At 67.2% G+C, this 24333-nt stretch carries 22 protein-coding genes; 13 read left to right on the top strand and 9 right to left on the bottom strand.

Annotation, left to right across the window (positions count from 1 at the left end; genetic code table 11):
- The first annotated feature begins 119 nt into the window (after positions 1 to 119).
- The 3 genes from mutL to ACSYAO_RS15120 are packed head-to-tail and all read left to right on the top strand — an operon-like array spanning position 120 to position 3926.
- On the top strand, positions 120 to 2027 hold the full coding sequence (gene mutL, locus ACSYAO_RS15130; protein WP_049463078.1) for a DNA mismatch repair endonuclease MutL: 1908 nt from the start codon (positions 120 to 122) through the stop codon (positions 2025 to 2027).
- Between the two features lie 11 nt (positions 2028 to 2038).
- On the top strand, positions 2039 to 2971 hold the full coding sequence (locus tag ACSYAO_RS15125) for a DUF1684 domain-containing protein (protein ID WP_049463079.1): 933 nt from the start codon (positions 2039 to 2041) through the stop codon (positions 2969 to 2971).
- A gap of 1 nt (position 2972) precedes the next feature.
- Positions 2973 to 3926 carry a TraB/GumN family protein gene (locus ACSYAO_RS15120; protein WP_032130255.1) on the top strand — a complete coding sequence of 318 codons (954 nt, stop codon included), beginning with the start codon at positions 2973 to 2975 and terminating at the stop codon, positions 3924 to 3926.
- Between the two features lie 74 nt (positions 3927 to 4000).
- Here ACSYAO_RS15120 and phaR read toward each other — a convergent pair whose 3' ends face one another.
- The 3 genes from phaR to gluQRS form a co-directional block, all read right to left on the bottom strand.
- Positions 4001 to 4540: a polyhydroxyalkanoate synthesis repressor PhaR gene (gene phaR, locus ACSYAO_RS15115; RefSeq protein ID WP_032130258.1), complete on the bottom strand. Its 540-nt coding sequence runs from the start codon at positions 4538 to 4540 to the stop codon at positions 4001 to 4003.
- A gap of 183 nt (positions 4541 to 4723) precedes the next feature.
- Positions 4724 to 5464 (bottom strand): acetoacetyl-CoA reductase, encoded by a 741-nt coding sequence (phbB, locus tag ACSYAO_RS15110; RefSeq protein ID WP_049423910.1) that lies wholly within the window; start codon positions 5462 to 5464, stop codon positions 4724 to 4726.
- A gap of 17 nt (positions 5465 to 5481) precedes the next feature.
- On the bottom strand, positions 5482 to 6402 hold the full coding sequence (gene gluQRS, locus ACSYAO_RS15105; protein WP_049463080.1) for a tRNA glutamyl-Q(34) synthetase GluQRS: 921 nt from the start codon (positions 6400 to 6402) through the stop codon (positions 5482 to 5484).
- 93 nt (positions 6403 to 6495) lie between these two features.
- Between gluQRS and htpX the strand changes: the two genes are divergently transcribed.
- Entirely contained in the window at positions 6496 to 7362 is an 867-nt protein-coding gene (htpX, locus tag ACSYAO_RS15100) for a protease HtpX (RefSeq protein ID WP_049463081.1), read from the top strand.
- 679 nt (positions 7363 to 8041) lie between these two features.
- Here the strand turns inward: htpX and ACSYAO_RS15095 are convergent.
- A complete protein-coding gene (locus ACSYAO_RS15095; RefSeq protein ID WP_049401244.1) occupies positions 8042 to 8869 on the bottom strand; it encodes an inositol monophosphatase family protein in 828 nt (275 codons plus the stop codon).
- A gap of 120 nt (positions 8870 to 8989) precedes the next feature.
- Between ACSYAO_RS15095 and ACSYAO_RS15090 the strand changes: the two genes are divergently transcribed.
- The 3 genes from ACSYAO_RS15090 to ACSYAO_RS15080 all read left to right on the top strand — a co-directional run bounded on the left by ACSYAO_RS15090 (position 8990) and on the right by ACSYAO_RS15080 (position 12862).
- Positions 8990 to 9760 carry an RNA methyltransferase gene (locus ACSYAO_RS15090; RefSeq protein ID WP_049423915.1) on the top strand — a complete coding sequence of 257 codons (771 nt, stop codon included), beginning with the start codon at positions 8990 to 8992 and terminating at the stop codon, positions 9758 to 9760.
- Positions 9761 to 9836: 76 nt separating this feature from the next.
- Positions 9837 to 10739, top strand: a complete 903-nt coding sequence (locus ACSYAO_RS15085; protein WP_223224712.1) for a phosphate/phosphite/phosphonate ABC transporter substrate-binding protein — start codon at positions 9837 to 9839, stop codon at positions 10737 to 10739.
- Positions 10736 to 12862, top strand: coding sequence for a putative bifunctional diguanylate cyclase/phosphodiesterase (locus ACSYAO_RS15080; protein WP_049460742.1), 2127 nt, complete (start codon positions 10736 to 10738; stop codon positions 12860 to 12862). Before ACSYAO_RS15085 ends, ACSYAO_RS15080 begins: the two co-directional genes overlap by 4 nt.
- 72 nt (positions 12863 to 12934) lie before the next feature.
- Here the strand turns inward: ACSYAO_RS15080 and epmB are convergent, their stop codons facing one another.
- Positions 12935 to 13951 (bottom strand): EF-P beta-lysylation protein EpmB, encoded by a 1017-nt coding sequence (gene epmB / locus ACSYAO_RS15075; protein ID WP_049460740.1) that lies wholly within the window; start codon positions 13949 to 13951, stop codon positions 12935 to 12937.
- 120 nt (positions 13952 to 14071) lie between these two features.
- Between epmB and efp the strand changes: the two genes are divergently transcribed.
- The 5 genes from efp (at position 14072) to ACSYAO_RS15050 (ending at position 18328) form a co-directional block, all read left to right on the top strand.
- Positions 14072 to 14638, top strand: a complete 567-nt coding sequence (gene efp / locus ACSYAO_RS15070; protein WP_014037874.1) for an elongation factor P — start codon at positions 14072 to 14074, stop codon at positions 14636 to 14638.
- A 197-nt stretch (positions 14639 to 14835) separates the two neighbouring features.
- Positions 14836 to 16179, top strand: a complete 1344-nt coding sequence (locus ACSYAO_RS15065) for a TRZ/ATZ family hydrolase (RefSeq protein WP_014037873.1) — start codon at positions 14836 to 14838, stop codon at positions 16177 to 16179.
- A gap of 24 nt (positions 16180 to 16203) precedes the next feature.
- Positions 16204 to 16920: a bifunctional 2-polyprenyl-6-hydroxyphenol methylase/3-demethylubiquinol 3-O-methyltransferase UbiG gene (gene ubiG / locus ACSYAO_RS15060; RefSeq protein WP_049460739.1), complete on the top strand. Its 717-nt coding sequence runs from the start codon at positions 16204 to 16206 to the stop codon at positions 16918 to 16920.
- Positions 16917 to 17612 (top strand): phosphoglycolate phosphatase, encoded by a 696-nt coding sequence (locus ACSYAO_RS15055; RefSeq protein ID WP_049423925.1) that lies wholly within the window; start codon positions 16917 to 16919, stop codon positions 17610 to 17612. Before ubiG ends, ACSYAO_RS15055 begins: the two co-directional genes overlap by 4 nt.
- A gap of 11 nt (positions 17613 to 17623) precedes the next feature.
- Entirely contained in the window at positions 17624 to 18328 is a 705-nt protein-coding gene (locus tag ACSYAO_RS15050; RefSeq protein ID WP_071229708.1) for a squalene/phytoene synthase family protein, read from the top strand.
- 99 nt (positions 18329 to 18427) lie between these two features.
- On the opposite strand, the gene ACSYAO_RS15045 is transcribed toward ACSYAO_RS15050, so the two are convergent.
- The 4 genes from ACSYAO_RS15045 to yidD all read right to left on the bottom strand — a co-directional run bounded on the left by ACSYAO_RS15045 (position 18428) and on the right by yidD (position 22511).
- Positions 18428 to 19948 carry a gliding motility protein gene (locus ACSYAO_RS15045; protein WP_149909170.1) on the bottom strand — a complete coding sequence of 507 codons (1521 nt, stop codon included), beginning with the start codon at positions 19946 to 19948 and terminating at the stop codon, positions 18428 to 18430.
- 112 nt (positions 19949 to 20060) lie between these two features.
- Positions 20061 to 20909 (bottom strand): M23 family metallopeptidase, encoded by an 849-nt coding sequence (locus tag ACSYAO_RS15040; protein ID WP_049401255.1) that lies wholly within the window; start codon positions 20907 to 20909, stop codon positions 20061 to 20063.
- A complete protein-coding gene (locus ACSYAO_RS15035; RefSeq protein WP_010486624.1) occupies positions 20909 to 22255 on the bottom strand; it encodes a dihydroorotase in 1347 nt (448 codons plus the stop codon). Before ACSYAO_RS15035 ends, ACSYAO_RS15040 begins: the two co-directional genes overlap by 1 nt.
- 1 nt (position 22256) lies before the next feature.
- Positions 22257 to 22511 carry a membrane protein insertion efficiency factor YidD gene (gene yidD / locus ACSYAO_RS15030; RefSeq protein ID WP_014037867.1) on the bottom strand — a complete coding sequence of 85 codons (255 nt, stop codon included), beginning with the start codon at positions 22509 to 22511 and terminating at the stop codon, positions 22257 to 22259.
- Positions 22512 to 22783: 272 nt separating this feature from the next.
- On the opposite strand from yidD, the gene dksA reads away from it, so the two are divergent.
- Complete coding sequence (gene dksA / locus ACSYAO_RS15025; RefSeq protein ID WP_049401259.1) at positions 22784 to 24013, top strand: RNA polymerase-binding protein DksA; 1230 nt, start codon at positions 22784 to 22786, stop codon at positions 24011 to 24013.
- Positions 24014 to 24333: the final 320 nt, after the last annotated feature.

Raw genomic sequence — 24333 nt, 5'->3', positions numbered from 1 at the left:
CGCCGAAGGCGGGTTACTGCTTTCTGTAGAGTCGAGCTGCGCTCGACTGGGCCTTCCCGGTAGCCCGTCAGTCGAGCATGGCTCGACTCTACCCTCGGCCGCTCCGTTATCATCCCCGCATGACGTCTGCTACCCATCCGCGCCCGATCCGGCCGTTGCCGGAGATCCTCATCAACCAGATCGCCGCTGGCGAAGTGGTTGAACGTCCCGCGTCGGTGGTCAAGGAGCTGGTCGAGAACGCGATCGATGCTGGCGCCAGCCGCGTTGATATCGATCTTGAGGAGGGCGGTGTCCGCCTGATCCGCATCCGTGACAACGGCAGTGGCATCGCACCGGAACAGTTGCCGCTGGCGGTGTCGCGCCACGCCACCAGCAAGATTGCCGATCTGGACGATCTTGAATCGGTGGCCACGCTCGGTTTCCGGGGTGAAGCGCTGCCGTCGATCGCCTCGGTCAGCCGCTTCACCCTGTCCTCGCGTCGCGCACATGACGAACACGGTTCGGCGCTGCAGATCGAAGGCGGCAAGATCGGCGAAGTGACGCCGCGCGCGCATGCGCCGGGCACCACGGTGGAAGTGCGCGAGCTGTTCTACAACGTACCGGCGCGGCGCAAGTTCCTGCGCGCCGAGCGCACCGAGCTGGGCCATATCGAAGAATGGCTGCGTTCGCTGGCGCTGGCGCGGCCGGATGTCGAACTGCGCGTCTCGCACAACGGCAAGGCCTCGCGTCGCTACAAGCCGGGCGATCTGTATTCCGATGCGCGATTGGCCGAAACGCTGGGCGAGGATTTCGCCAACCAGGCCGTTCGCGTCGACCACAGCGGTGCCGGCCTGCGCCTGCACGGCTGGATTGCGCAGCCGCATTATTCGCGCGCCAGCGCCGACCAGCAGTACCTGTACGTCAACGGCCGCTCGGTGCGCGACCGCAGCGTCGCCCATGCGGTGAAGATGGCCTATGGCGACGTGCTGTATCACGGCCGCCAACCGGCCTACGTGCTGTTCCTGGAGCTTGACCCGACCCGCGTCGACGTCAACGTGCACCCGGCCAAGCACGAGGTGCGCTTCCGCGACTCGCGGCTGGTGCATGATTTTGTCTACCGCACGCTGAAGGATGCGCTGGCCGATACCCGCGCCGGCATGTCGGTGCAGGACATCGGCGCCGGCTCCGCGCATCCGGTGGATGCAGGCGCGGCACCGATGCTCTCCAGTGCGGGTGCCTCCGGTTTCGGTCTGGTACGCGGTGCCGCACCTGGGGCCGGTTCGAGTGGTGGCGGTGGTGGATTCTCGGGTTGGCGCCCGCAGCAACCGCTGGGATTGCAGGTGGCCGATGCACCGGCGGCTTATGCCGCGCTGTATGCCGCACCGGCCGGCGCCGAACGCGGTGCTGCGCTGCCGCCGATGCCGATCGAGAACGGGCTGCCGGTCACCAGTGCCGACGCTGGCGTGCCACCGCTGGGCTACGCGATCGCGCAGCTGCATGGCATCTACATTCTGGCCGAGAACGCCGAAGGCCTGATCGTGGTCGACATGCATGCGGCACACGAACGCATCGGTTACGAGCGGCTGAAGAACGCGCACGATGGCATCGGCCTGCAGTCGCAGCCGTTGCTGGTGCCGATCACGCTGGCGGTGGGCGAGCGCGAAGCCGACACCGCCGAGAATGAAAGTGAAACCTTGGCCGCACTCGGCTTCGAAGTGACCCGTGCCGGTCCCGGTGCGCTGCACGTGCGCAGCATTCCGGCGCTGCTGGCGCATGCCGAACCGGAAGGCCTGCTGCGCGATGTGCTGACCGACCTGCGCGAACACGGCCAGAGCCGGCGCGTGGCCAGTGCACGCGACGAACTGCTGTCGACCATGGCCTGCCATGGCGCGGTGCGCGCCAACCGGCGCCTGACCGTGCCGGAAATGAACGCGCTGCTGCGCGACATGGAAATCACCGAGCGGTCCGGCCAGTGCAACCACGGCCGGCCGACCTGGGCCCGTTTTTCGCTGGCGGAGATCGACCGCTGGTTCCTGCGCGGACGTTGAGGGGAGCATCGATGCGTTATCGGGGAATGGGCGGCCTGCTGGCCGCTTTGGTGTTGGCCGCCTGCAGCCCGGCGACGCCGCCGGCACCAGCCTCGGCCGCGGAGGATCCGTCCTATGCCGCCGAGCAGCAGCAGTGGCGGGTGGCACGCTATCAGGACCTGACCCGGCCCGATGGCTGGACCGCGCTGGTCGGCCTGCACTGGCTGCAGAACAAATCCCACTTCGTCGGCAGCGGCGCGACCAATGGCATCCGCCTGGCGGTTGGGCCGGACAAGCTGGGCCTGCTGCGCCGTGAAGGCAGCCAATGGTGGTTCACGCCCGAAGCCGGCGTGGATGTCAGCCATGATGGCCAGCCGGTGCGCGGCCGCATCCGCATCGACACCGACAAGGATGCGCAGCCGACGCTGCTGGCTTTCGATGGCGGCAAAGGCCAGCTCAGCATCATCCGCCGCGGTCCGCGCGATGCGCTGCGGGTCAAGCACGCCGATGCGCCGGCACGTCGCGATTTCGGTGGGCTGGAGTACTGGCCGGGCGGCCCGGACTGGCAGGTGCAGGCGCGCTTCATCGCGCACCCGCCGGGCAAGACCCTGCCCATCGTCGACATCACCGGCCTGACCACCGAAATGCCCAATGCCGGCGCGGTCGAGTTCCAGCGCGATGGCCGCAGCTGGCGGCTGGAGGCGATCGGTGCGCCGGGGCAGCCGCTGTTCCTGATCTTTGCCGATCGCACCAGTGGCCGTGGCAGCTATCCGGCCGGGCGTTACCTGGACACCGACGCGCCGGGCGCCGATGGCACGGTGCGCATCGATTTCAACCATGCCTACAACCCACCGTGTGCGTTCACCGCTTACGCGACCTGCCCGTTGGCGCCACCGGAAAACCGGTTGGACCTGCGCGTGGAAGCGGGCGAGAAGGCCTACCACCTGCCTGAAGGAGAAGGCTGATATGCCGATCAGATCCCTGTTGCGTGCCACCGTTCTGTTGGCGGCCTGTGCGCTGGCACCGCTGGTTGCGGCGCGTACCGTGCAAGCCGATACCGCTGGCGCAGCGGCGGCCAAGCCGCCGGTGCCGTTGCTGTGGAAGGTGACCGGTCCTGGTGACTCGCGCCTCTACCTGCTCGGTTCCTTCCACCTGCTGAAGCCGCAGGATTACCCGTTGTCGCCCGATGTTGAACAGGCGTTCGAGGCCTCGCAGCGGGTCGTGTTCGAACTGTCGCCGGAAGACATGCAGTCGCCACAGTTGGCCAGCCGCATGGTGCAGGCGGCGGTGCGCACCGATGGCAGCGAGCTCAAGCGCGATCTCGATGCCGCGACCTGGCAGAAGCTGCAGGTGTTCGCCACCGAAAACAAGCTGCCGCTGGCGCAGATGCAGGGGATGAAGCCGTGGTTTGTCGGCCTGAGCATTTCGGTCGGGCAGATGCAGAAGCTGGGCCTGGACCCGGCACTGGGCCTGGACCGTCACTTCATGGAGCGTGCGCAGAAGACCGGGCGCAAGACTGCGGGACTGGAAGACATCGACACCCAGATCGGCATGCTCGACGGAATGACGCTGCAGGAACAGCGGCAGATGCTGGCCGAAGCGCTGGACCAGGCCGGCAAGGCCGACGAGCAGGCACGCCAGCTGCACGACGCCTGGCGCCGCGGTGACGAGCGCGTGCTGTGGACCCGGATGGCGGCGGAAATGCGCCAGCAGTATCCGCAGCTGTATCAGCGCATCAATACCGGCCGCAATGACGCTTGGGTGCCGAAGCTGCTGCCGTACCTGCAGGCAGGGCAGGGCGGTACGCTGGTGGTGGTGGGCACGCTGCACCTGCTGGGCAACGACGGCGTGGTCGAGAAGCTGAAGGCGAAGGGTTACAAGGTCGAGCGCGTATGCACGGGGTGCAAGGCGAAACGCTGACGTATCGTTGTCGCGATGCCAAACAAAACGGCGCGCCAGGGGCGCGCCGTTTTCGCATCAGCCGTTGCAGCAGCTCAGCGGCGGGTCTTGCCGCCGGTGCCGGTGCCCGGTTCGTTCGGCTTGTTGCCGGTACCTGCGCCGGTTCCCGTTCCGGTGCCGCCCGGACGCGGGCCACCGAAGCCGGTGCCCATGTTGCGCTGGAATTCCTGCCACAGCTCCAGGTTGCGCTCGGTCAGCTGGTTCATCATCGCCCACGGGGTCTGGCCCAGCAGGTTGCCCATCTGCTGGCGGAACTGCTGCTGCTGGTCGAGGAAGACCTGCATGCTGCGCTCCAGGTAGTTGCCCATGAAGCCCTGCAGGGAATCGCCGTAGAAGCGGATCAGCTGGCTCAGCAGCTGGGTGGACAGCATCGGTTCGCCGTCCTGTTCCTGGTCGGCGATGATCTGCAGCAGGACCGATCGCGTGAGGTCGTCGCCGCTCTTGGCGTCGCGGACTTCGAAGTCTTCACCGTCCAGGATCAGCTGGCGCACGTCCTCGATGGTGATGTAGCTGGAGATCTCGGTGTCGTAGAGACGGCGGTTCGGATACTTCTTGATGATGCGGGTCGCAGCCATGAAGCGGTACTCGTCACAGTAGACGCGCAGCATGGCGCAGTGCAGCAGCCGTTGCAACCGCCTCAGCCCCCGCCAGGCTTGGCTTTCGGCGGCGATCATGTTGCGCAACAAGGGTTTGCGTGCTGCGCAGCATGACTCTTGGCAGGGGCCGGCGGCGTTCGCCGCGATGGCCCGCTGCGCGGCTTACCAACCCATATGGTGGCCGCCGTTGATGTCCAGGTTGCTACCGGTGATCCACGAGGCTTCATCGGCGACCAGGAACGAGACGCCGTAGGCGATTTCCTCCGGCTTGCCCAGGCGTCCGGTGGGGATGTCGGCGATGATCTTGGCACGCACCTCCTCCGGCACCGCCATCACCATGTCGGTAGCGACGTAGCCGGGCGAAATGGTGTTGACGGTGATGCCGAAACCGGCGTTCTCGCGGGCCAGTGAGATGGTGAAGCCGTGCATGCCGGCCTTGGCCGCCGCGTAGTTGGCCTGACCGTACTGGCCCTTCAGGCCGTTGATCGAGCTGATCTGGATGACCCGGCCCCAGCCGCGGCGGCGCATGCCCTCGATGACCGGACGGGTGACGTTGAACACCGAATTGAGATTGGTGTTGATCACATCGTGCCACTGGTCCGCGCGCATGCGGTGGAAGGTGGTATCGCGGGTGATGCCGGCGTTGTTGACCAGGATCTCGACCGGACCCAGTTCGGCCTCGACCGCGCGCACCAGCGCTTCGGCGCTGTCCGGATCGGAGACATCGCCCGGGAAGATCGACACGCTGTAGCCGCGTTCGGTCATCGCCTGCTGCCAGGCGCGGGCCTTGGCCTCGTCGCGGTAGTTGGTGGCGACCCGGTGGCCCTGGTCGGCCAGGCGTTGGCAGATGGCGGTACCGATGCCGCCGGTTCCGCCGGTGACCAGTGCGACGCGAGATGTCATGGAGTGCTGTCCGGGTATCAGGTGGGGGAAGGGTGATTCTGCAACATCGGCGCGGAAAGTGCGCCGGCCGGCAACAGGATGTCGCTACGCGGCAACCGCGCCGGGTCGAAGGCCCGCCGAGCGGTAGCCAGCAGCGCGTCCAGATCGTGTGCTTGCGCCAGCGCCTCAGGGGCTTGGCCGAGCAGCTGCCAGAGCTGGCGCAGCACCGGCAGCGGGCGTGCGCTGTCCACCGGCAGCGCCGCCAGTGACTTGGACAGCTTGTGGCCCGGCGTATCCAGCAGCAGCGGCAGGTGCCAGTAGCGCGGCACCGCCAGACCCAGCGCCTGCTGCAGCAGGATCTGCCGTGCGGTGGAGTCGAGCAGGTCGGCACCGCGCACCACTTCGGTCACCCCCTGCGCGGCGTCATCGACCACCACCGCCAGCTGGTAGGCCCAGCAGCCATCGGCGCGGCGCAGCACGAAGTCGCCGACCTCGGCATGCACGTCCTGCTGCTGCGGGCCGCGCAGGCCATCGTCGAAGTGCACAAGGCTGCCGGGCGGCACGCGGAAGCGGACGGCCGGGTCCGGTCGTGGTTGCCGGGCGACGCAGCGGTGATGGATGCCGCCGCTGGCGGCAAGGTCGCTGCGGCTGCAGTGGCAGACAAAGGCCTGGTCGCTGGCGAGCAGTTCATCCAGCGCGGCCTGGTAAGCCTCGCCGCGCGTGCTCTGCCAGAGTATCGGGCCATCGTGGCCCAGGCCGAACGCGGCCAGCGCCTGCAGCTGTGATTCCGCCGCACCGGGCACGGTGCGCGGCGGGTCGACGTCTTCGACGCGCAGCCGCCACAGGCCGCCGTGATGGCGGGCGAGCAGCCAGCTGCCGAAGGCGGCGAGCAGGGATCCGGGGTGGAGCAGGCCGGTCGGCGAAGGGGCGAAACGGCCGCAGGGAATGGGGGAGGTCATGCTGGCTGAATCGTCGGTCAGGTTGGCGCTTGAATTCAAGCTGACCGCACCGCAAATTGATCGATATCGACCCCTTCCGAGCCGGAATTTCCCATGTTCACCCGTATTGCCCTCTTCCTGGCCACGAACTTTGCCGTGCTGATCCTGGCCAGCATCGTGATGTCGCTGTTGGGAACCGACCCCAGCAAGATGAGCGGCCTGCTGGTCATGGCCGGCATCTTCGGCTTCGGTGGTTCCTTCATCTCGCTGCTGCTGTCCAAGTGGATGGCCAAGCGCTCCACCGGTGCGGTGGTGATCACCGAGCCGCGCAACCAGACCGAGCGCTGGCTGCTGGCCACCGTCGAGCGTCAGGCCAAGGCGGCCGGCATCGGCATGCCGGAAGTGGCCGTGTACGAAGGTCCGGAGATCAATGCCTTCGCCACCGGTGCCAACCGCAACAACGCGCTGGTGGCGGTGTCCACCGGCCTGCTGCACAACATGAGCGAAGACGAAGCCGAAGCGGTGCTGGGCCACGAGATCGCCCACGTCGCCAACGGTGACATGATCACCATGGCCCTGCTGCAGGGCGTGTTGAACACGTTCGTCATCGTGCTGGCGCGCGTGGTCGGCGGCATCATCGACAGCGCACTGTCGGGCAACCGCGAAGGCGGCGGCCGCGGCTTCGCCTACTACATCATCGTGTTCGTGCTGGAGATGGTGTTCGGCCTGTTCGCCACCATGATCTCGATGTGGTTCTCGCGCCATCGCGAGTTCCGCGCCGACGCCGGCGGTGCCTCGCTGGCCGGCCGCCAGAAGATGATCGCCGCGCTGGAGCGCCTGCAGCTCAACCACGGCCAGAGCACGTTGCCGACCCAGATCGCGGCGTTCGGTATTGCCGGTTCGACCGCGAAGAAGCTGTTCATGAGCCACCCGCCGCTGGAAGAGCGCATCGCCGCGCTGCGGGCGTCGACGGTGGCGTAAGCCTCCGTACTTCCACGGTAGCGCAGGAACGCCTGGCCTCGCGCCGGGCGTTTTTGTTTGCGGGATGCATTGCGGATGCCGGGTCGTGCCCGGCGGATCGTTTCCGCGCCTGCGGAGAGGTGTCACTTTCTTTGCTCGTGCAAAGAAAGTAACCAAAGAAACACGCCGCCAGGGCGCGAGCCGTCGCTACGCGCCGGTACCCTGCGCTTCTCGGCGAATCAGGGGACGGCGCCGAACTCGCTGCGCTCAAACACCGGCGCCTCTTCGCCCCTGATTCCCCTGCGATGCTCGGCTCGCTCAAGGCGGACTGGAAGTCAAGATCAACGGCAAAGCATCCACGCGTGGCGTGGATCTACTGGGTGCAGCTGTGGCGTTTGACCTTGGGTCCGCCTTGAGCGAGCCGAGCACCGCAGGTCTGGCGAGGGCGAAGAGGTGCGGGTGTCTGAGCGCAGCGAGTTCCCGCACCGTCCCTCGACGGACCGAGGAGCGCAGGGTACCGATGCGCAGCATCGGCTCGCGCCCCGGCGGCGTGTTTCTTTGGTTACTTTCTTTGCACGAGCAAAGAAAGTGACACCCCTCCGCGGGCGCGGAAACGATCCGGCGCTACCCATGCGCGGGTGCGCAAACAAAAACGGCACCTTCGCAGGTGCCGTCTCCAAGAACCGCGTCTACGCGTAGATCAGAACTTCGCGTCGAACTCCGCCGCGTAACCGGTGTTGACCAGCACCTTCTGCAGCGACTCGGCCACCTTCAGGTTGCCGGCCACGATCTGGTGGGTCTCCGGGCCACGGTTGTCCATGCGGCCCAGGGTCGCGCCCTTGAAGTCGCAGACCTTGCCACCGGCCTCGCGGACCAGCAGCAGGCCGGCAGCGATGTCCCACGCCTTCACGCCGGCTTCGAAGTAGGCGTCGGCGCGGCCGCAGGCCACGTAGGCCAGGTCCAGCGCGGCCGAGCCGGTGCGGCGGATGTCCTCGCCGTGCACCAGCAGGGCGTCGACCGCCTTCAGCTGGGCGCTGGCGCGGTTGCGCTCACGCGGCGCGAAGCCGGTGTGGATCATCGTGCCTTCCAGATCCTTGCGCTCGGCCACGCGGATGCGGCGGTCGTTCAGTACGGCGCCGGCGCCACGGCTGGCGGTGAACAGTTCATTGCGCAGCGGGTCGAAGATGACCGCATCGGTCGGCTCGCCGTTCTCGACCAGGGCGATCGACACGCAGTAGTGCGGCACGCCGCGCAGGTAGTTGCTGGTGCCGTCCAGCGGGTCGATGACCCACATGTGGCGACGCTCGCCCTGCACGCCGCCTTCCTCGCCGAATACACCGTATTCGGGGTAGGCGCGCTTGAGTTCCTTGACGATGACCTTTTCCGCGTCCGCATCCACTTCGCTGGCGTAGTCCATCCGGCCCTTCTGCACCACGTTCAGTGCCTCGAGCTTGTTGATGTTGCGCAACAGGACGTTGCCGGCGAGGCGGGCGGCCTTGACCATGACGGTTACGGCGGGTTTCTGCATGGCGTGGGCTCCCGGAAAGGCAGAAGAGATGGACTGGCGGGGGAAAAGAGCGGGTCCGGCGCAGTGGCCGGCCGCACAGTTTACCATTGGTCATCGTCCAGCTCGACCTTTTCCCTGTTCATGTCCCAGTTTCCTGCCGCCACCCGCCTCCGATTCGTCCTGGTCGGTACCCAGCACCCCGGCAACATGGGCGCCGCCGCCCGCGCCCTGAAGACCATGGGCCTGGCCCGCCTGGTGCTGGTTGCCCCCGAAAAGCCACTGGACGAGGAGGCCTTCCGCCGCTCGGCCGGTGCCGAAGACGTGCTGGGGGATGCCCCGGTGGTGGCCACCCTGGCCGAGGCGGTGGCCGATTGCCGCCTGGTACTGGGCTGCACCGCCCGTGCACGCCGCGTCCAGCTGGAGGAGTACCTGCCCGCCGATGCCGCTGCCCGCGCGGTGGCCAAGGCCGGCGAGGGCGCCGAGGTGGCGCTGGTGTTCGGCCGTGAGCGCACCGGCCTGACCAACGAGGAACTGCAGCTCTGCCATGCAGCGGTGCACATCCCGTCCGACCCGGAGTTCAGCTCGCTCAACCTGGCTGCCGCCGTGCAGGTGCTGGCCTATGAAACGCGCATGCAGCTGCTGGGCGCGCAGCCGGCCACCGATGCCGAGCCTGGCTTCCGCGAACAGGCGGCCAGCCACGAGCAGATGGAGAGCTTCTTCGCCCAGCTTGGCGACACGCTGGACGAGATCGATTTCCACAAGGGCCGCGCCCCGGAATCGGCGATGCGCAAGCTGCGCCGCCTGTTCCTGCGCAGTGAGCCGAGCGAGCAGGAAGTGCGCCTGCTGCGCGGCATCCTCGCCGACACCCAGCGCATGGCGCGACTGGCCCAGGCAGGCGGCAAGGACAGCTGACGACGTTCTCATTTTTTCGGGTAGTCTGTCTGGATACCCAGGGGGGATGAAGCCTGTGTCGGGTCTGCGAAAGGCAATGCAGGGGGGACTGCTGAGCCTGGCCATGGTCCTGCTGGCCGGGACGGTGCGTGCAGCACCGGACCCGGTGCTGGTGCTGGGCCGGATCAGCGATGATCCCAAGGCCCATTACGAGCAGCTGCAACCATTGCTGGACTACGTGGTGGCGCGCATGCAGGACGTTGGCATCAAGGAGGGGAGGATCCTGATGGCACGCGACCCGCAGCAGATGGCCAGCTATCTGCGGCGGGGCAGGGTCGACTGGGTCACGGAAACCTCCGGTACGGCGGTGGCGCTGGGCCAGCGCAGTGGCGCCCGTCCACTGCTGCTGACCGAGCGCAACGGCGTGCGTGATTACCAGACGGTGTTCTTCGTGCGCCGCGACAGCCCGATCCAGCGCGTGCAGGATCTGCGGGGCCATCGCCTGGCCCTGCAGAACACGGCGTCCACCAGTGCCTATCTGGTGCCGGTGATGACGTTGCTGCAGGAGGGCCTGTCGCCCCAGATCCTGGCCGGTGCATGGGACATGCCGGGCCGGGACAGTGTGGGTTACGTGTTTGCACGCAGCGAGCTGAACATCGCGACGTTCGTGCACAAGGGGGTGGTTGACGTGGGGGCGGTGAGCAGCGTGGACTGGAACGACGAGCGGCGGATGCCGGCAGCGTTCCGGCGCGACTTCCGCGAGCTGCTGCGCACCGAGCCCTACCCGCGTGCGGTGGAGATGGTCCGCGCCGACCTTGATCCACGCGTGCGCGATCGCCTGCAGGAAGTACTGCTGCAGGCGGCCAGCGACCCGCAGGCACAGGGGGCGCTGCATCGGTTTTTTGGCACTTCCGGGTTCCACCGCGTCGATGCGCATGCGCAGCAGCGGTTGGATGAATTGAAACAAGGATTGACGCGCGTGCGGATGGAAGTGGAATGAAGTGGCTTGGCTCGGGGATGCAGGCCCGGTTCCTGCTCGCGATGGGCGGGGCGATGGTCGTGGTGATCGCGATCCTTGCGGTGTTGTTGGGGCGGCAGGCCGCGATGCAGGGCGAGGTGCGCAACCTCAGCGGCGGCGTCATCCATGAATTGTTCGACCGCAGCGTGCGCAGCCGCGGCGAGGCGATGGCGCGTGAGCTGTCCGACGCGCTGGCCAACCCGTTGTACTACCGTGACCTGGACCAGGTGGGCGTACTGGTGCGCAGTACCGCGCGCCAGCCCGTGGTGCGCTATGTACTGGTGTTCGATGAACGCGGCCGGCTGGTACACGATGGCTCGGTCGAGGTGTCTGGATTCGGTCAGCCGATGGCCGATCCACTGGCACCCAAGGCCGCGGCCGCCCAGATGCTGGTCGTGCAGGAATCGCCGAAGGTGCTCGACAACGCCATGCCGATCATGATCGGCAACCAGCGCATTGGCGGCGTCCGGGTCGGCATGGCGCTGGATGAGGTGCAGCAGCGCGAGCAGGCGGCCAACGCCACCCTGGGCGAGCGCCTGCAGCAGGTTGGCAGCCGTCACCTGGGCTGGCTGCTGCTGATGCTGGGCCTGCTGGTGGTGATCGGCGTGGTGGTGATCCTGTACGTGCAGCGCACCCTGGTCGCGCCGATCCGTGATCTTGCCGTCGCCGCCCGCCGCATCGAGGCCGGTGACTACCAGACACCCCTGGCCGAGAACACCCGCGACGACGAGGTCGGCGAACTGGTCCGCGGTTTCGCCCGGATGCGCGATGCGATCGCACGCCATGACCGCGAAGTGCGGCGCATGGCCTATACCGACGCGCTGACCGGGCTGACCAACCGGCTGGCATTCCGCGAGGCGCTTGATCATCGGTTGATGGCGGCCCGTGCCGCCAATCACCGGCTGGGCCTTCTGTTCGCCGATATCGACGATTTCAAGCGGGTCAATGACACCCTTGGCCACGAGGCCGGCGATGAGGCATTGCTGCAGTTCGCCCAGCGTATCGGCCGCGCGGTCACCGAGGCCGGGGGCGATGAAGCCCTGCTGGCCCGCTTCGGCGGCGACGAGTTCGTGATCCTGGTCGGCGATGGTGATGTGGCCGCCAACGCGCGGTTGCTGGCCGAAGTGCTGGTGCGCGAGCTGGGCAAGCCGCTGGTGGTGCAGGGCAGGGAACTGTTCCTGGGCACCTCGATCGGCGTGACCCTGTTCCCCGACGATGCTGCTGATGCGACCACGCTGCTGAAGAACGGCGACATCGCCATGTACCAGGCGAAGATGGCCGGCAAGAACTGCTATCGCTATTACAGCCGGGCGATGGACCATGCGGTCGAGCGTCGCGTGCATATGGAACAGGAGCTGCGCGGCGCCTGGGAGCGCGGTGAGCTGCGCCTGGCCTACCAGCCGATCTTCCGCATGCGCGACCGCCGCATGGTCGGTGTTGAAGTACTGCTGCGCTGGCAGCATCCGACCCTGGGCACGATCCCGCCCTCGGTGTTCATCGAGGTGGCCGAGCAGAGTGGCCTGATCGAGATCATCGGCCCGAAGGTGCTGCGTGCGGCCTGCATGGAAGCCTCGCAGTGGCCGCGCGGGGCAGCGGGCGATGATCTGTTCGTGTCGGTCAACGTGTCACCGCGGCAGCTGCGTGGCGGCGAACTGCCGGCACTGGTCGCGCAGTGCCTGCATGAGTCCGGGCTGCCGGCGTCGCGCCTGCACCTGGAGCTGACCGAAACCGCCGTGATCGGCGACGAGATGGTTGCCGCGCAGCTGCTGGACAAGCTGCACCGCACCGGCGTGAAGGTGTGGCTGGACGATTTCGGTACGGGCTTCTCCGGGCTCAGTCATCTGCGCCAGGTGCCCGTGGACGGCGTGAAGATCGACAAGAGCTTCGTTGCCGACATGCAGCGCGATCCCGACGACCTTGCGCTGACCACGGCGATCATCGCCATGGCCCACGCGCTGGGCATCACCGTGGTGGCCGAGGGCATCGAGCAGCAGGCACAGTTCGAGCTGTTGGCGCAGCGCGGCTGCGACCTTGGCCAGGGCTACTGGCTGAGCCACCCGGTGACCGCCACCGAAGTGGTGCGGATGATCGAATCGGGCGTCTGACCCCAAAAAAGGGGACGGAGGGAATTAAGTCGCAAATGCATAAGCGACTTAATTCCCTCCGTCCCTTTTTTGTTACAGCGGGCGCTTGCTTGGGTCGCCGGGCAGTTCGCGCACCAGCTTGGGGATCAGGTAGCCGGACAGGCGTGCGGTCAGGCCGGCAATCAGCGCCTTGGCCTGGGTGTCGTCCACTTCGAAATGGGCCACGCCCTCGACCCGGTCCAGCTGGTGCAGGTAATAGGGCAGCACGCCAGCAGCAAAGCTGCGCTCGCTCAGGTCCTGCAGGGCCTGCACGCTGTCGTTGACCCCGCGCAGCAACACCGCCTGGTTCAGCAGTTGCGCACCGGTGCTACGCAGGCGCGCCATGGCCGCGTCCACGCTGGCGTCGAATTCATTGGCGTGATTGGCGTGGACCACGATCGCCAGCGGCCAGGGCAGGCTGCCCAGCCAGGAGACCAGTTCATCGTCCACGCGCTCCGGCAGCACGATCGGCAGTCGGGTATGGATGCGCAGGCGGCGGATGTGCGGTATCTGGCGCAGGGCGTCGGTCAGTTCCACCAGCTTGTGCGTGGCCAGCGACAGCGGGTCACCGCCGGACAGGATCACCTCGTCGATGTCCGGGTCGGCGGCGATGGCGGCTACGGCCTCCTGCCATCCCCCCTTGGCGGCGTTCTCCGCGCCATAGTCGAAGTGGCGGCGGAAACAGTAGCGGCAGTTGATCGCGCAGCTGCCGGTGGCGACCAGCAGGGCGCGGCCACGGTACTTCTGGATGACGCCGGTGGCCTTCTTGGCGGCGCCATCGCCCACCGCATCGAAGCTGAACCCGGGCGCCGGGTGCATTTCCTCGTCGATCGGCAGCACCTGGCGCAGCAGCGGGTCGGCCGCATCGCCGGGGCGCATGCGGGCCACGAAGCCCTCCGGCACGCGCAGCGCGAACTGGGCCATGGCCGCCTCCGAGACACCCAGCGCGGCCGGGTCCAGCTGCAGCCGGGCCAGCAGGGCGTGCGGGTCGCGCAGCGCCTGGCGCCAGAGCTGCTGCCAGCGCGCGGGCGCACCTGGCGACTGGGGCCGTGGGAAGGCGGAAAGCTGCATGGAGAGGGGGCCTGCGGTTATCATGGGGGCAGAAAAACAGTCGCCCACCGGCATCCGGTGGGCTTTCCATTCTAACGGCTCGCCGCACCCGCGGCGTTTTTGCCACTCAGGAGTTTACGCATGGCCAGCTACGGCATGAACGACGTCAAGAACGGGATGAAGATCCTGGTCAACAACCAACCGGCCGTCATCATCGACACCGAATACGTCAAGCCGGGCAAGGGCCAGGCCTTCACCCGCGTGAAGTACCGCCTGATCAAGGACGGCCGTACCCAGGAAGTCACCATGAAGTCGACCGACTCGCTGGATGCAGCCGACGTCGTCGATACCGACATGAACTTCATGTACAGCGACGGCGAGTACTGGCACTTCATGGACCCGGAATCCTTCGAGCAGGTCCAGGCCACCAAGGCCGGCATGGGCGGCGCCGAGAAGTGGCTGAAGGGCGAAGAGTCCTGCGTGGTCACCCTGTGGAACGGTGAGCCGATCTTCGTGCAGCCGCCGAACTTCGTTGAACTGAAGATCACCGAAACCGATCCGGGCGTCCGTGGCGACACCTCGGGCGGCGGCGGCAAGCCGGCAACCCTGGAAACCGGCGCCGTGGTCCGCGTGCCGCTGTTCGTGAACCAGGAAGAAGTGATCCGCGTCGACACCCGTTCGGGCGAATACTCCGCACGCGTCAAGTAATCCGGCGCAGCCGGATCATGGTAGTGCCGGCCGCTGGCCGGGTACGCGCCATCGCATTCGCGCTGGCGCTCCCATGATCTGCTTCGGCAGATCATGGGCCCCGCTTCACGAGTCTCCAGACCCCGCCGCTTCGCGGCAGCCCCTGACTCAGGGGCGTGTCCCCCAGAAGTATCTCGCCCCCCAGCCAGTGAGCCCGCATGAGCGATAGCCCGCACCTCCCCGAAGCCTGCGACCTGCTCATCGAAGCCGGTTATGTCGTTCCGATCGAGCCGCATGCGGTGGTGCTGGAAGACCATGCCGTTGCCGTGCGTGGCAGTGAAATCGTGGCCATCCTGCCGCGTGCCGAGGCGCGCGCGCGGTTCCGCGCCACCCAGGTGGTCAGTCGCCCCGAGGCTGCGCTGATGCCGGGCCTGGTCAACGCGCACACGCACAACCCGATGACGCTGCTGCGTGGCGTCGCCGACGACCTGCCGCTGATGACCTGGCTGCAGCAGCACATCTGGCCGGTGGAAGCGGCGGTGATCGGCCCCGAATTCGTTGCCGACGGCACCACCCTGGCCATCGCCGAGATGCTGCGCGGCGGTACCACCTGTGCCAACGAGAACTACTTCTTCGGCGACGTGCAGGCCGCGGTCTACAAGAAGCACGGTTTCCGCGCGCTGGTGGGCGCGGTCATCATCGATTTCCCCACCGCCTGGGCCAAGACCGATGACGAATACTTCGCCAAGGCCGGTGAACTGCACGACCAGTGGCGCACCGATCCGCTGATCGGCACCGCGTTCGCGCCGCATGCGCCCTACACGGTCAACGATGCCAACTTCGAGCGGGTGCGGATGCTGTCCGACCAGCTCGACATGCAGGTGCACCTGCACACCCACGAGACCGCGCAGGAGATCAACGATTCGATCAAGCTGCACGGCCAGCGCCCGCTGGCGCGGCTGGATCGGCTCGGCCTGGTCAACGACCGCCTGATCGCGGTGCACATGACCCAGCTGACCGATGCGGAAATCCACCTGTGCGCCGAACGTGGCGTCAGCGTGGTGCATTGCCCGGAATCGAACCTGAAGCTGGCCTCCGGTTTCTGCCCGGCCTGCGCCCTGCAGCGTGCCGGCGTGAACCTGGCCATCGGCACCGATGGCTGCGCCAGCAACAACGACCTGGACATGTTCAGCGAGAACCGCACCGCGGCGATCCTGGCCAAGGCCGTGGCCGACGATGCGACCGCGCTCGATGCGGCGACCACGCTGCGCGCCTCCACCCTGGGTGGCGCCCGCGCACTGGGCTTCGGCGACCGCATCGGTTCCATCGAAGTCGGCAAGCAGGCCGATCTGGTCTGCGTCGACCTGTCCGCGCTGGAAACCCAGCCGCTGCACAACGTCCTGTCGCAGCTGGTGTACGCCACCGGCCGCCAGCAGGTCAGCGACGTCTGGATTGCCGGCAAGCCGAAGCTGGTGCAGCGCGAGCTGGTCGGCATGGACCTGCCGGGCATCATCGCCAACGCGCGCCAGTGGCGCGAGCGCATCCGTCATATCCGCGCCTGAACCCCGGCGCCGCAAGGACCCCTCATGACTGCCCCCCACGCTTCCTCCAATTTCGATCAGGCCGAGCTGGACAAGTTCGCCGCGCTGGCCAACCGCTGGTGGGACGCTGACGGCCCGCAGAAGCCGCTGCATGCGCTGAACCCGGTGCGCCTGCAGTACGTGGCCGATCGCGTGCCGCTGCGCGGTGCGCGCGTGCTCGACATCGGTTGTGGTGGCGGCCTGTTGAGTGAAGCGCTGGCCCAGGCCGGTGCTGACGTCACCGCCATCGACCTGGCCCCGGAACTGGTCAAGGTCGCGCGCCTGCATGCGCTGGAAAGCGGCGCCAAGGTCGATTACCGGGTGCAGGCTGCCGAAGATCTGGCCGCCGAGCAGCCGGGCAGCTTCGATGTGGTCACCTGCATGGAAATGCTCGAGCACGTGCCCGACCCGGGCGCGATCATCGAGGCCTGCAAGCGCCTGCTGAAGCCGGGCGGCCACCTGTTCCTGTCGACCATCAACCGCACCGCCGCCGCCTTCGCGGTGGCGATCGTCGGCGCCGAGTACGTGGCGCGGCTGCTGCCCAAGGGCACGCACCACTACCAGGAATTCATCAAGCCTGCCGAGCTGGCGCGCTGGTTGCGCGAGGCCGACCTGCAGCTGGTGGATGTCAGCGGCATGGCCTACGAGCCGTGGCGCAACCAGGCCCGCCTGAGCAGCCGTACCGACATCAACTACCTGGCCTACGCGGTCAAGCCGGCATGACCGCGGCCCGCTTCCCGCGCGCGGTGCTGTTCGACCTGGACGGCACCCTGCTGGACAGCGCACCGGACTTTGTCGCCACCTGCGACGCCATGCTGGCCGAGCGTGGACGCGCATCCATCGATCCGGCCGCGCTGCGCCCGGTGGTGTCGAAGGGCTCGCGGGCGATGGTCTCGGCTGCGTTCCCGGAACTGGACGTTGCCGCACGTGACGCGCTGATCCCGGAATTCCTGCAGCGCTACGAAGCATTGATCGGCCAGCACGCAGTGCTGTTCGATGGCGTGGCCGGCATGCTCGCCGCGTTGGACGATGCCGGTACGGTGTGGGGCATTGTCACCAACAAGCCTGAATACCTGGCGCGCTTGATCCTGCCGCAGCACGGCTGGCAGCAGCGCTGTGCGGTACTGGTCGGTGGTGACAGCCTGGCCGAACGCAAGCCGCATCCGCTGCCGCTGCTGCACGCCGCACAAGCCATCGGCATCGCCGCCGAAGACTGCGTGTACGTGGGCGACGACGAGCGCGACATCATCGCGGCACGTGCCGCCTCCATGCCGTCGGTGGCGGCGCTGTGGGGCTACCGCCTGCACAGCGACGATCCGCTGGCCTGGCAGGCCGACGTGCTGGTCGAGAACGCCGAACTTCTGCAACTGGCCAGTCTCTGGCCGACCCGGCCGGCAGCCCCGGCCCAGCCGTAAGGAATCACGTAGTGAGCAGTACCGCGCTGGACAGTTTCCTCGACAAGTGGCGCAGCCGTTGGCCGGAGTGGTCGGTGGCCGCCCCGTTCGTGGCCGAATCGCAACGCGAGCTTGCGGTGGCGTGGTTCGCGCTGCTGCAGGAATTCGACGACATGCTCAACACCAGCGGCGACCCGTTGCCGGCCGACGCCAAGCTGGCGTGGTGGGGCGAGGAGCTGCGCAGCTGGGCCGCGCATCGTTCGCGCCACCCGCTGGGCCGCCTGCTGGAGCCGGTGCGTGCGCCGTGGGCGCAACTGGCCGAAGCGCTGCCCGATCTGGTTGAAGCGCGTACCGTCGCGCTGGATGCAGCCGGTGCCGAGCGTGCGCTGGCCCATTACGCTGAAGCCGTGGCCGCGGTGGAGGCAGCCCTGTTCGCGGACAAGCCGCGCACTGGCGCCGGTCGTGCGGTGCAGCTGCAGACCCTGGCCCAGCGCCTGCAGGATGCCGGCGTAGCCGGTGTGCCGCGTAGCCTGCTGGACGGTGATGCCAGCACGGCCGCACAGCGCTGGGCGCAGCATCTGTTGAAGGGCTGGGGCAGCCGCGTGCCCGGCCCGCGCCCGCGCCGCGTGTGGTCCAGCCTGGCGCGTGCACGCGTTGCCGCGCAGGCGGCAGGCAAGCCGATCGAAGCCACGCCGGTACGCACCCTGCTGCGTGTGTGGTGGGCTGCGCGCGGCTGATCGATTGCCGTGGTAGTGCCGGCCGCTGGCCGACAGCCAGGGCGATGCAGGATTCATGGGGTTGCCGGCCAGCGGCCGGCGCTACCCTTCCTGGGCGCCTCAGAACGTCCTGACCTCGTTCATTGCTTCGCGCAGTACGTCGCGCTGCAGCGGCGTAGTGCCCGGTGCGCGCGCCGCTTCCACGGCATCGACGATGCCCATCCACGCCATGTAGATCTGCTCGCGCTCTTCGGTTTCGATGAAGCCGCTGCGGCGGTCCAGTGCGTTGAAGCCTTCGGTGTAGTTGCGGCCGATCTGCGCCAGCGCTGCGGTCAGTTCTGCAGCAGCGCGGTCATCGGTGGCCAGCTTCAATGCATCCGTACAGGCTTTGCGATACAGCGTGGTTGCCTTCTTCGCCTGCGCAGTGCTGATGTGCGTGCTTCCCTCCCAGTCGCGGAAGGGGTTGTCGAGATTTGCGGCCAGCCATTCGGGCTTGCGCAGCTGGCCCACATCCAGATCCAGGCCTTTTGCCACCTCGCCCTTGTAGGCCTTCCTGATGGCGGTGCCAAGATCGGCCGGTAAGCTGTGCAGCCACAGCCGGCACAAGCGCGGCCAGCATTCCGGTGCCGGAAACACCGAACCAGCAGGCGGAAAGAGATCGCTGCCGCTGAGGGTGTGCAGCTGCTGCAGATCGCCGAGGCACTGCAGCTGATGCAGCAGGCAGGGGGCGCCGTTGATCGCGAGCGATTGCAGTTGCGGGAACTGCTGGGCAATGCGTGCGGCGTCGAGTTCACGTACTTCCCGCAGCTGCAGTTCACCGAGCTGCGTCAGGCCCAGGCCTGGCAGCAGCGGATCGGTACTGATGAGGGTCAGCCAGCGGCCCTCGTCCTCGGCGTGGATGATCAGCGCGGGATCGATGCTGCCGATCAGCGTCAGGCGATCCAGCTGCGGGTTGAGGTGGAGCGAGCGCAGGCCGGTGACATCGATGGTCATCTGCAGGAGCCGGGTTTCTCGCACATCGACGTCGGTCTGCTGCAGGCCACTGATCTGCAAGGTATGGATCAACGGCCGTGTACGCAGCCACGGCAGCAGGCCCAGCACCGGTGTGCTGATCTCCAGCTGCGTGAGCAGCGGCAGGGCATCGAATACAGCCAGTGACGGCGCACGGTTCAGGGTCGCGCTGTCCAGTTGGCGGGTACAGCGACGCACCGGAAAGGCATCGCTTTCCAGTACCACGCTCTGGTCTTGCGGCGCGGACATCGCGGCGTGGAAGGCGCGCAAGGCATCGGTATCCAGCGCATCCCACTTGCGTTGCCCGACCCATTCGGCGCCATCCGGCCAGCTGCCGTAAGCCTTCGGATGATCGGCGATCAGCGGCTCGCGCCAGCCCACCTGCCGGAAATCGCGCGGGACGCGCTTGCCTACCCAGCGGTGCAGGATCGCGGGCGCCGCACGGAACGGGCTGAAGCGGGCAGGTTGCATGGCTGCAACGGCGGCGGCATCCGGCAGGGCACTGCCCACCCAGTCCAGTGCAAGGACGGCGAAGCTGCCGTCCTCCGTATTCTGGTGGGTGAGCTGGTAGGCCACGTAGGCGCCCAGGCGTGCGTTGTGGACGACGTGGATATCACCCGTAGCGGGCATGCAACGTTCCTTGTTTCCATGCGTCGAAACATCACGGTAGCGCCGGCCGCCGGCCGGCATCCAGATTCGCCGCGAAGATCATGGGGTTGCCGGCCAGCGGCCGGCACGACCGTTATTTGCGTTCCAGCACCAGCAGCGGATCGATACGGGTATCGAACCAGTTCATGCCCCAGTGCAGGTGCGGGCCGGTGGCACGACCGGTGGCGCCGACCGCAGCGATCACCTGGCCCTGTTCCACACGGTCGCCAACTTTTACGTCGATGCGCGACAGGTGCAGGAAGTTGGAGCTGACACCGAAACCGTGGTCGAGCAGCAGCGTGCCGCCGGTCAGGTACAGGTCGGGGCCGGCGAAGGTGACGATGCCGGCCGCCGGCGCTTTCACCGGCGTGCCGGTCGGTACCGCGATGTCCATGCCGGAATGACCTGCGCCGGGCTGTCCGTTGTACACGCGTGCGTTGCCGAAGCGGCCGCTGATGCGGCCCTGCACCGGCCAGATGAAGGTCTGGGTGAAGTCGGTGCGATCGTCATCGCGGGCGCGGGCGGCGGTCACCTGTGCCTGTTCGCGCTTGATCCGCTCGGCAATCGCCGGCGGCGGGTTGACCGTCTTCGGCGGCACGCCGTTGACTCGCTCGGTGGGCCAGTCGCGCGGGGTCACCGCAATGGTCGCGGTCTCGCTGCCACCATCAGGGCGCTGCACCTGCACGCGCAGCGGACCCTTCTCGTCGCGGCCGATGCCGAACACCACGCTGCCATAGCCGCTCACCCGCAGTTGGCGGCCGGCGTACTGCACGCGGCTGCCGGCGGGTACCTTGCCGATCACCAGTGCGCCCTGCGATGCGCTGGCCGGGAACACCACGCGGCTGTCGATCAGGCTGCCGATGCCGTCCTGTGCCTGCGCCGACGGTGCGGTGAACAGGGGCGCGGCCAGCAGCAGCGCCCCGATCAGAAGTGCGGAGCGCATCAGCGGTCGTAGGTCATGCGCTGGCCGGCCGGCTCGCCCACCAGTTTGCTGCCGTCCCACACCAGTTGGCCATTGACCCAGGTGGAGGCCACGCGCGAGCGGAAGGTCGTGCCTTCAAACGGCGACCAGCCGCACTTGGACAGCACGTCCTCGCGCTTGACCGTGAACGGCACGTCCTCGACCAGCACCAGGTCGGCGAAGTAACCCTCGCGCAGGAAGCCACGTTCTTCCACGTCGAACAGCTGTGCCGGCGCATGCGCGAACTTCTGCACCACCTGCTCGCGGGTCAGCTTGCCTTCGTGCACGCGTTCCAGCGCGGCCACCAGCGCGTACTGCACCAGCGGCAGGCCCGACGGCGCCTGTGCGTAGGGCTTCTGCTTCTCTTCCCAGGTGTGCGGCGCGTGGTCGGTGGCCAGGACGTCCAGCACGTCATCGGCCAGCGCGGCGGTGATCGCCTCGCGGTCGGACACTTCCTTGATCGCCGGGTTGCACTTGATCAGGTTGCCCTTGGTCGCATAGTCCGGACGCGCGAAGTGCAGGAAGTGCACGCAGGTTTCGGCGGTGATCTGCTTGCGGCTGCCGTCGGCGCGGATCAGCGGACCCTTCTCGAACAGCGCCAGCTCATCGGCGGTGGAGATGTGCAGCACATGCAGGCGGGTGCCGTGCTTGCGCGCCAGCGACATCGCCAGGCGGGTCGACTTGATGCAGGCCTCGCGCGAGCGGATGTCCGGATGCATGTCCGGGGTCAGCGCATCGCCGTATTTCTCCTGGAAGGCCTTCAGGTTGGCGTCGATCATCGGCGTGTCTTCGCAGTGCGTGATGATCGGCGTCGGGCATTCGCGGAAGATCGCGTCCAGCGTTTCCGGATTGTCCACCAGCATGTTGCCGGTGGAGGCGCCCATGAACACCTTCACGCCCGGGGCCTTCTTCGGGTCCAGCGCACGGATGGCGTCCAGGTTGTCATTGCTGGCGCCGTGGTAGAAGCCATAGTTGGCCCAGGCGCGACCGCGCGCCAGTTCGTACTTCGCTTCGAGGATGGTCGAATCCAGCGTCGGCGGGTTGGTGTTGGGCATGTCCATGAAGCTGGTCAGGCCACCGGCCACGGCCGCCGCCGATTCGCTGGCGATGTCGCCCTTGTGGGTCAGGCCCGGTTCGCGGAAGTGCACCTGGTCGTCGATCATGCCCGGAAGCAACCAGCGTCCGGCTGCGTCCACCACCTGCTCGCCGTCGCGCGGCGCCAGCCCGTTGCCGATCTGCGCGATGCGGCCGTTCTCGATGCGCAGGTCGCCGTCGAAGGTGCGGCCTTCGTTGACCATGCGGGCGTTGGTGATGAGGGTGGAGGACATGTCAGTGTTTTCCTGTGCAACGGCAAGAGGGGGCGTTGGGGGACTCGGGCACGGGGTCGAAGCCGCCGGGATGGAACGGGTGGCAGCGGCCCAGCCGGCGCGCAGCCAGCCAGCTTCCGCGCAGCGGGCCGTGCCGCGAGATGGCGTCCATCGCGTATTCAGAACAGCTCGGCACGAAACGGCAGCGTGGCCCCAGCAGGGGGCTGATGAAGCGCTTGTAGAAGCGCAGCAGGGCAATGAGCAGGCGCGAGATCACCCAGTCATCTTATGCCAGTTGGCATGAAGGCCGCATTTGTGCAGGATGGGCCGTTGGTCGCATGTCGCCGATGGCCTGCGACCGGTACCAGTACCTTCGGGTGCTGGCCAGGTTCCGTACCGCGCAAGGCGGTCCGTGTTCGTCGGACTGCCTCCAAGGGCGCCTTGACTCCAGGACTGAATGGAGCAGGGTGCCGAGGTTGCTGCTGCGGGTCGGGTAGGCTATAAAGGCCCGCTTTCCCGGGCCCCGGGGAATCCAAGGAAGAGCGTTTCGTGGCTGCTAAAAAAACTGCAAAGAAGGCCGCAACGGCCGCCAAGAAAACCGCCAAGCCTGTTGTGAAGAAGTTGGCGGCAAAGCCCGTTGCCAAGAAACCGGCCAGCAAGCCGGCGACCAAGGCAGCGTCCTCGCAACCGGCGGCCAGGAAGGCCACCGCAAAGAAAACGCCGGTCAAGGCAACCAAGCCGGTGGCGAAGAAGGCTGCTGCGCCCGCCAAGGCCAAGCCTGCCGCTGCCAGCAAGAAGGCGCCGGTGGTGAAGAAAGCCGCCAGCAAGGCCGCGCCGGTGAAGAAGGCCGCCGCCAAGCCGGTGGCGAAGAAGGCAGCAGCCAAGCCGGCGCCGAAGGCGGTGGTGAAGAAGGCTGCGGCCAAGCCGGTCGCCAAACCTGCAGCGAAGAAGGTTGCTGCGGCTAAACCGGTGGCCACGCCTGCCGCTGTAAAGAAAGTCACCAAGAATGTTGCCGCGCCGGCCGCAAAGCCGACCCCGGCCCCCGTAGTGAAGTCCGCACCGAAGCCTGCCCCCAAGCCGGCTCCGGCCAAGCCTGTCCCGGCCAAGACCGTGGCAGTGGCAGCAGCCCAACCGGCCCCCAAGCCGGCCCCGGCCGCCGCTCCTGCTGCTTCGAAGGCCCCGCAATCCAAGAATCCCGTGCCCGTTTCGAAATCGCCTGCCAAAACCGCCGTGAAATCCGATTCCGCTCCGAAGACCGTGTCGCGCCCTGTCGGCAAGGTTGCCGTGGCCGTCGCCGCCCGCTCGGCGGCACCGGCCCCGCGCAGCAAGTACAAGGTGGTCGAGTACAAGACCGACGAGGCCACCGGCCGCCCGATCCTGCCGGCTGGCTACAAGCCGTCCTCGGAAGAGGAATACATGAGCCCGCTGCAGCAGGAGTATTTCCGTCAGCGCCTGCAGAACTGGCGCGCGGACCTGGTGGAAGAGTCCAAGCAGACCATCGAGAACCTGCGCGAGGAAGTGCGTGACATCGGCGACGAAGCCGAGCGCGCGACCCGCGAGACCGAGAACTCGCTGGAACTGCGTACCCGTGATCGCTACCGCAAGCTGATCGGCAAGATCGACAGCACCCTGAAGCGCCTGGAAGCCGGCGACTACGGTTACTGCGTCGACACCGGCGAAGAAATCGGCCTGGAGCGCCTGGAAGCGCGCCTGACCGCCGAACGCACCATCGACGCCCAGGAGCGCTGGGAGCACCTGCAGAAGCAGCAGGGCGACTGATTCCCGATCGTTGTATGGTCATGCGAAAAACCCGGCCTCGGCCGGGTTTTTTGTTGGGTGTGGTTGGCTGTGTAGAACGGCGCCTTCCGGGTATAGGAGGGAGCCTGTGTGCGCGGTTGCTGTAAAGCCTAGCCCATGCCCGGCTCGGGTCGAAGGCGGAGGGCAAGGAAGAGCAAAAGCAAAAGCAAAAGCAAAAGCAAAAGCAGCCAAGCATGGCTTGGCTCTACCAAGGGCGGTCATGCGTGCGCTCGCGGCTGTTGGGTCCGCCTTGTAGCGAGCCGAGCACCGCAGGGGAATCAGGGGCGAAGAGGCGCCGCTGT

Source organism: Stenotrophomonas sp. STK16_22, from assembly GCF_051984505.1.
GTDB classification, from domain to species: Bacteria; Pseudomonadota; Gammaproteobacteria; order Xanthomonadales; family Xanthomonadaceae; genus Stenotrophomonas; species Stenotrophomonas maltophilia_A.
This window is presented reverse-complemented; position numbering and strand designations above follow the sequence as displayed.

What these genes read in the sequence shown, in the direction of transcription:
- mutL (WP_049463078.1), top strand. Translation starts at nt 120, where the DNA reads ATGACGTCTGCTACCCATCCGCGCCCGATCCGGCCGTTGCCGGAGATC.
- ACSYAO_RS15125 (WP_049463079.1), top strand. Translation starts at nt 2,039, where the DNA reads ATGCGTTATCGGGGAATGGGCGGCCTGCTGGCCGCTTTGGTGTTGGCC.
- ACSYAO_RS15120 (WP_032130255.1), top strand. Translation starts at nt 2,973, where the DNA reads ATGCCGATCAGATCCCTGTTGCGTGCCACCGTTCTGTTGGCGGCCTGT.
- phaR (WP_032130258.1), bottom strand. Translation starts at nt 4,540, where the DNA reads ATGGCTGCGACCCGCATCATCAAGAAGTATCCGAACCGCCGTCTCTAC.
- phbB (WP_049423910.1), bottom strand. Translation starts at nt 5,464, where the DNA reads ATGACATCTCGCGTCGCACTGGTCACCGGCGGAACCGGCGGCATCGGT.
- gluQRS (WP_049463080.1), bottom strand. Translation starts at nt 6,402, where the DNA reads ATGACCTCCCCCATTCCCTGCGGCCGTTTCGCCCCTTCGCCGACCGGC.
- htpX (WP_049463081.1), top strand. Translation starts at nt 6,496, where the DNA reads ATGTTCACCCGTATTGCCCTCTTCCTGGCCACGAACTTTGCCGTGCTG.
- ACSYAO_RS15095 (WP_049401244.1), bottom strand. Translation starts at nt 8,869, where the DNA reads ATGCAGAAACCCGCCGTAACCGTCATGGTCAAGGCCGCCCGCCTCGCC.
- ACSYAO_RS15090 (WP_049423915.1), top strand. Translation starts at nt 8,990, where the DNA reads ATGTCCCAGTTTCCTGCCGCCACCCGCCTCCGATTCGTCCTGGTCGGT.
- ACSYAO_RS15085 (WP_223224712.1), top strand. Translation starts at nt 9,837, where the DNA reads ATGCAGGGGGGACTGCTGAGCCTGGCCATGGTCCTGCTGGCCGGGACG.
- ACSYAO_RS15080 (WP_049460742.1), top strand. Translation starts at nt 10,736, where the DNA reads ATGAAGTGGCTTGGCTCGGGGATGCAGGCCCGGTTCCTGCTCGCGATG.
- epmB (WP_049460740.1), bottom strand. Translation starts at nt 13,951, where the DNA reads ATGCAGCTTTCCGCCTTCCCACGGCCCCAGTCGCCAGGTGCGCCCGCG.
- efp (WP_014037874.1), top strand. Translation starts at nt 14,072, where the DNA reads ATGGCCAGCTACGGCATGAACGACGTCAAGAACGGGATGAAGATCCTG.
- ACSYAO_RS15065 (WP_014037873.1), top strand. Translation starts at nt 14,836, where the DNA reads ATGAGCGATAGCCCGCACCTCCCCGAAGCCTGCGACCTGCTCATCGAA.
- ubiG (WP_049460739.1), top strand. Translation starts at nt 16,204, where the DNA reads ATGACTGCCCCCCACGCTTCCTCCAATTTCGATCAGGCCGAGCTGGAC.
- ACSYAO_RS15055 (WP_049423925.1), top strand. Translation starts at nt 16,917, where the DNA reads ATGACCGCGGCCCGCTTCCCGCGCGCGGTGCTGTTCGACCTGGACGGC.
- ACSYAO_RS15045 (WP_149909170.1), bottom strand. Translation starts at nt 19,948, where the DNA reads ATGCCCGCTACGGGTGATATCCACGTCGTCCACAACGCACGCCTGGGC.
- ACSYAO_RS15040 (WP_049401255.1), bottom strand. Translation starts at nt 20,909, where the DNA reads ATGCGCTCCGCACTTCTGATCGGGGCGCTGCTGCTGGCCGCGCCCCTG.
- ACSYAO_RS15035 (WP_010486624.1), bottom strand. Translation starts at nt 22,255, where the DNA reads ATGTCCTCCACCCTCATCACCAACGCCCGCATGGTCAACGAAGGCCGC.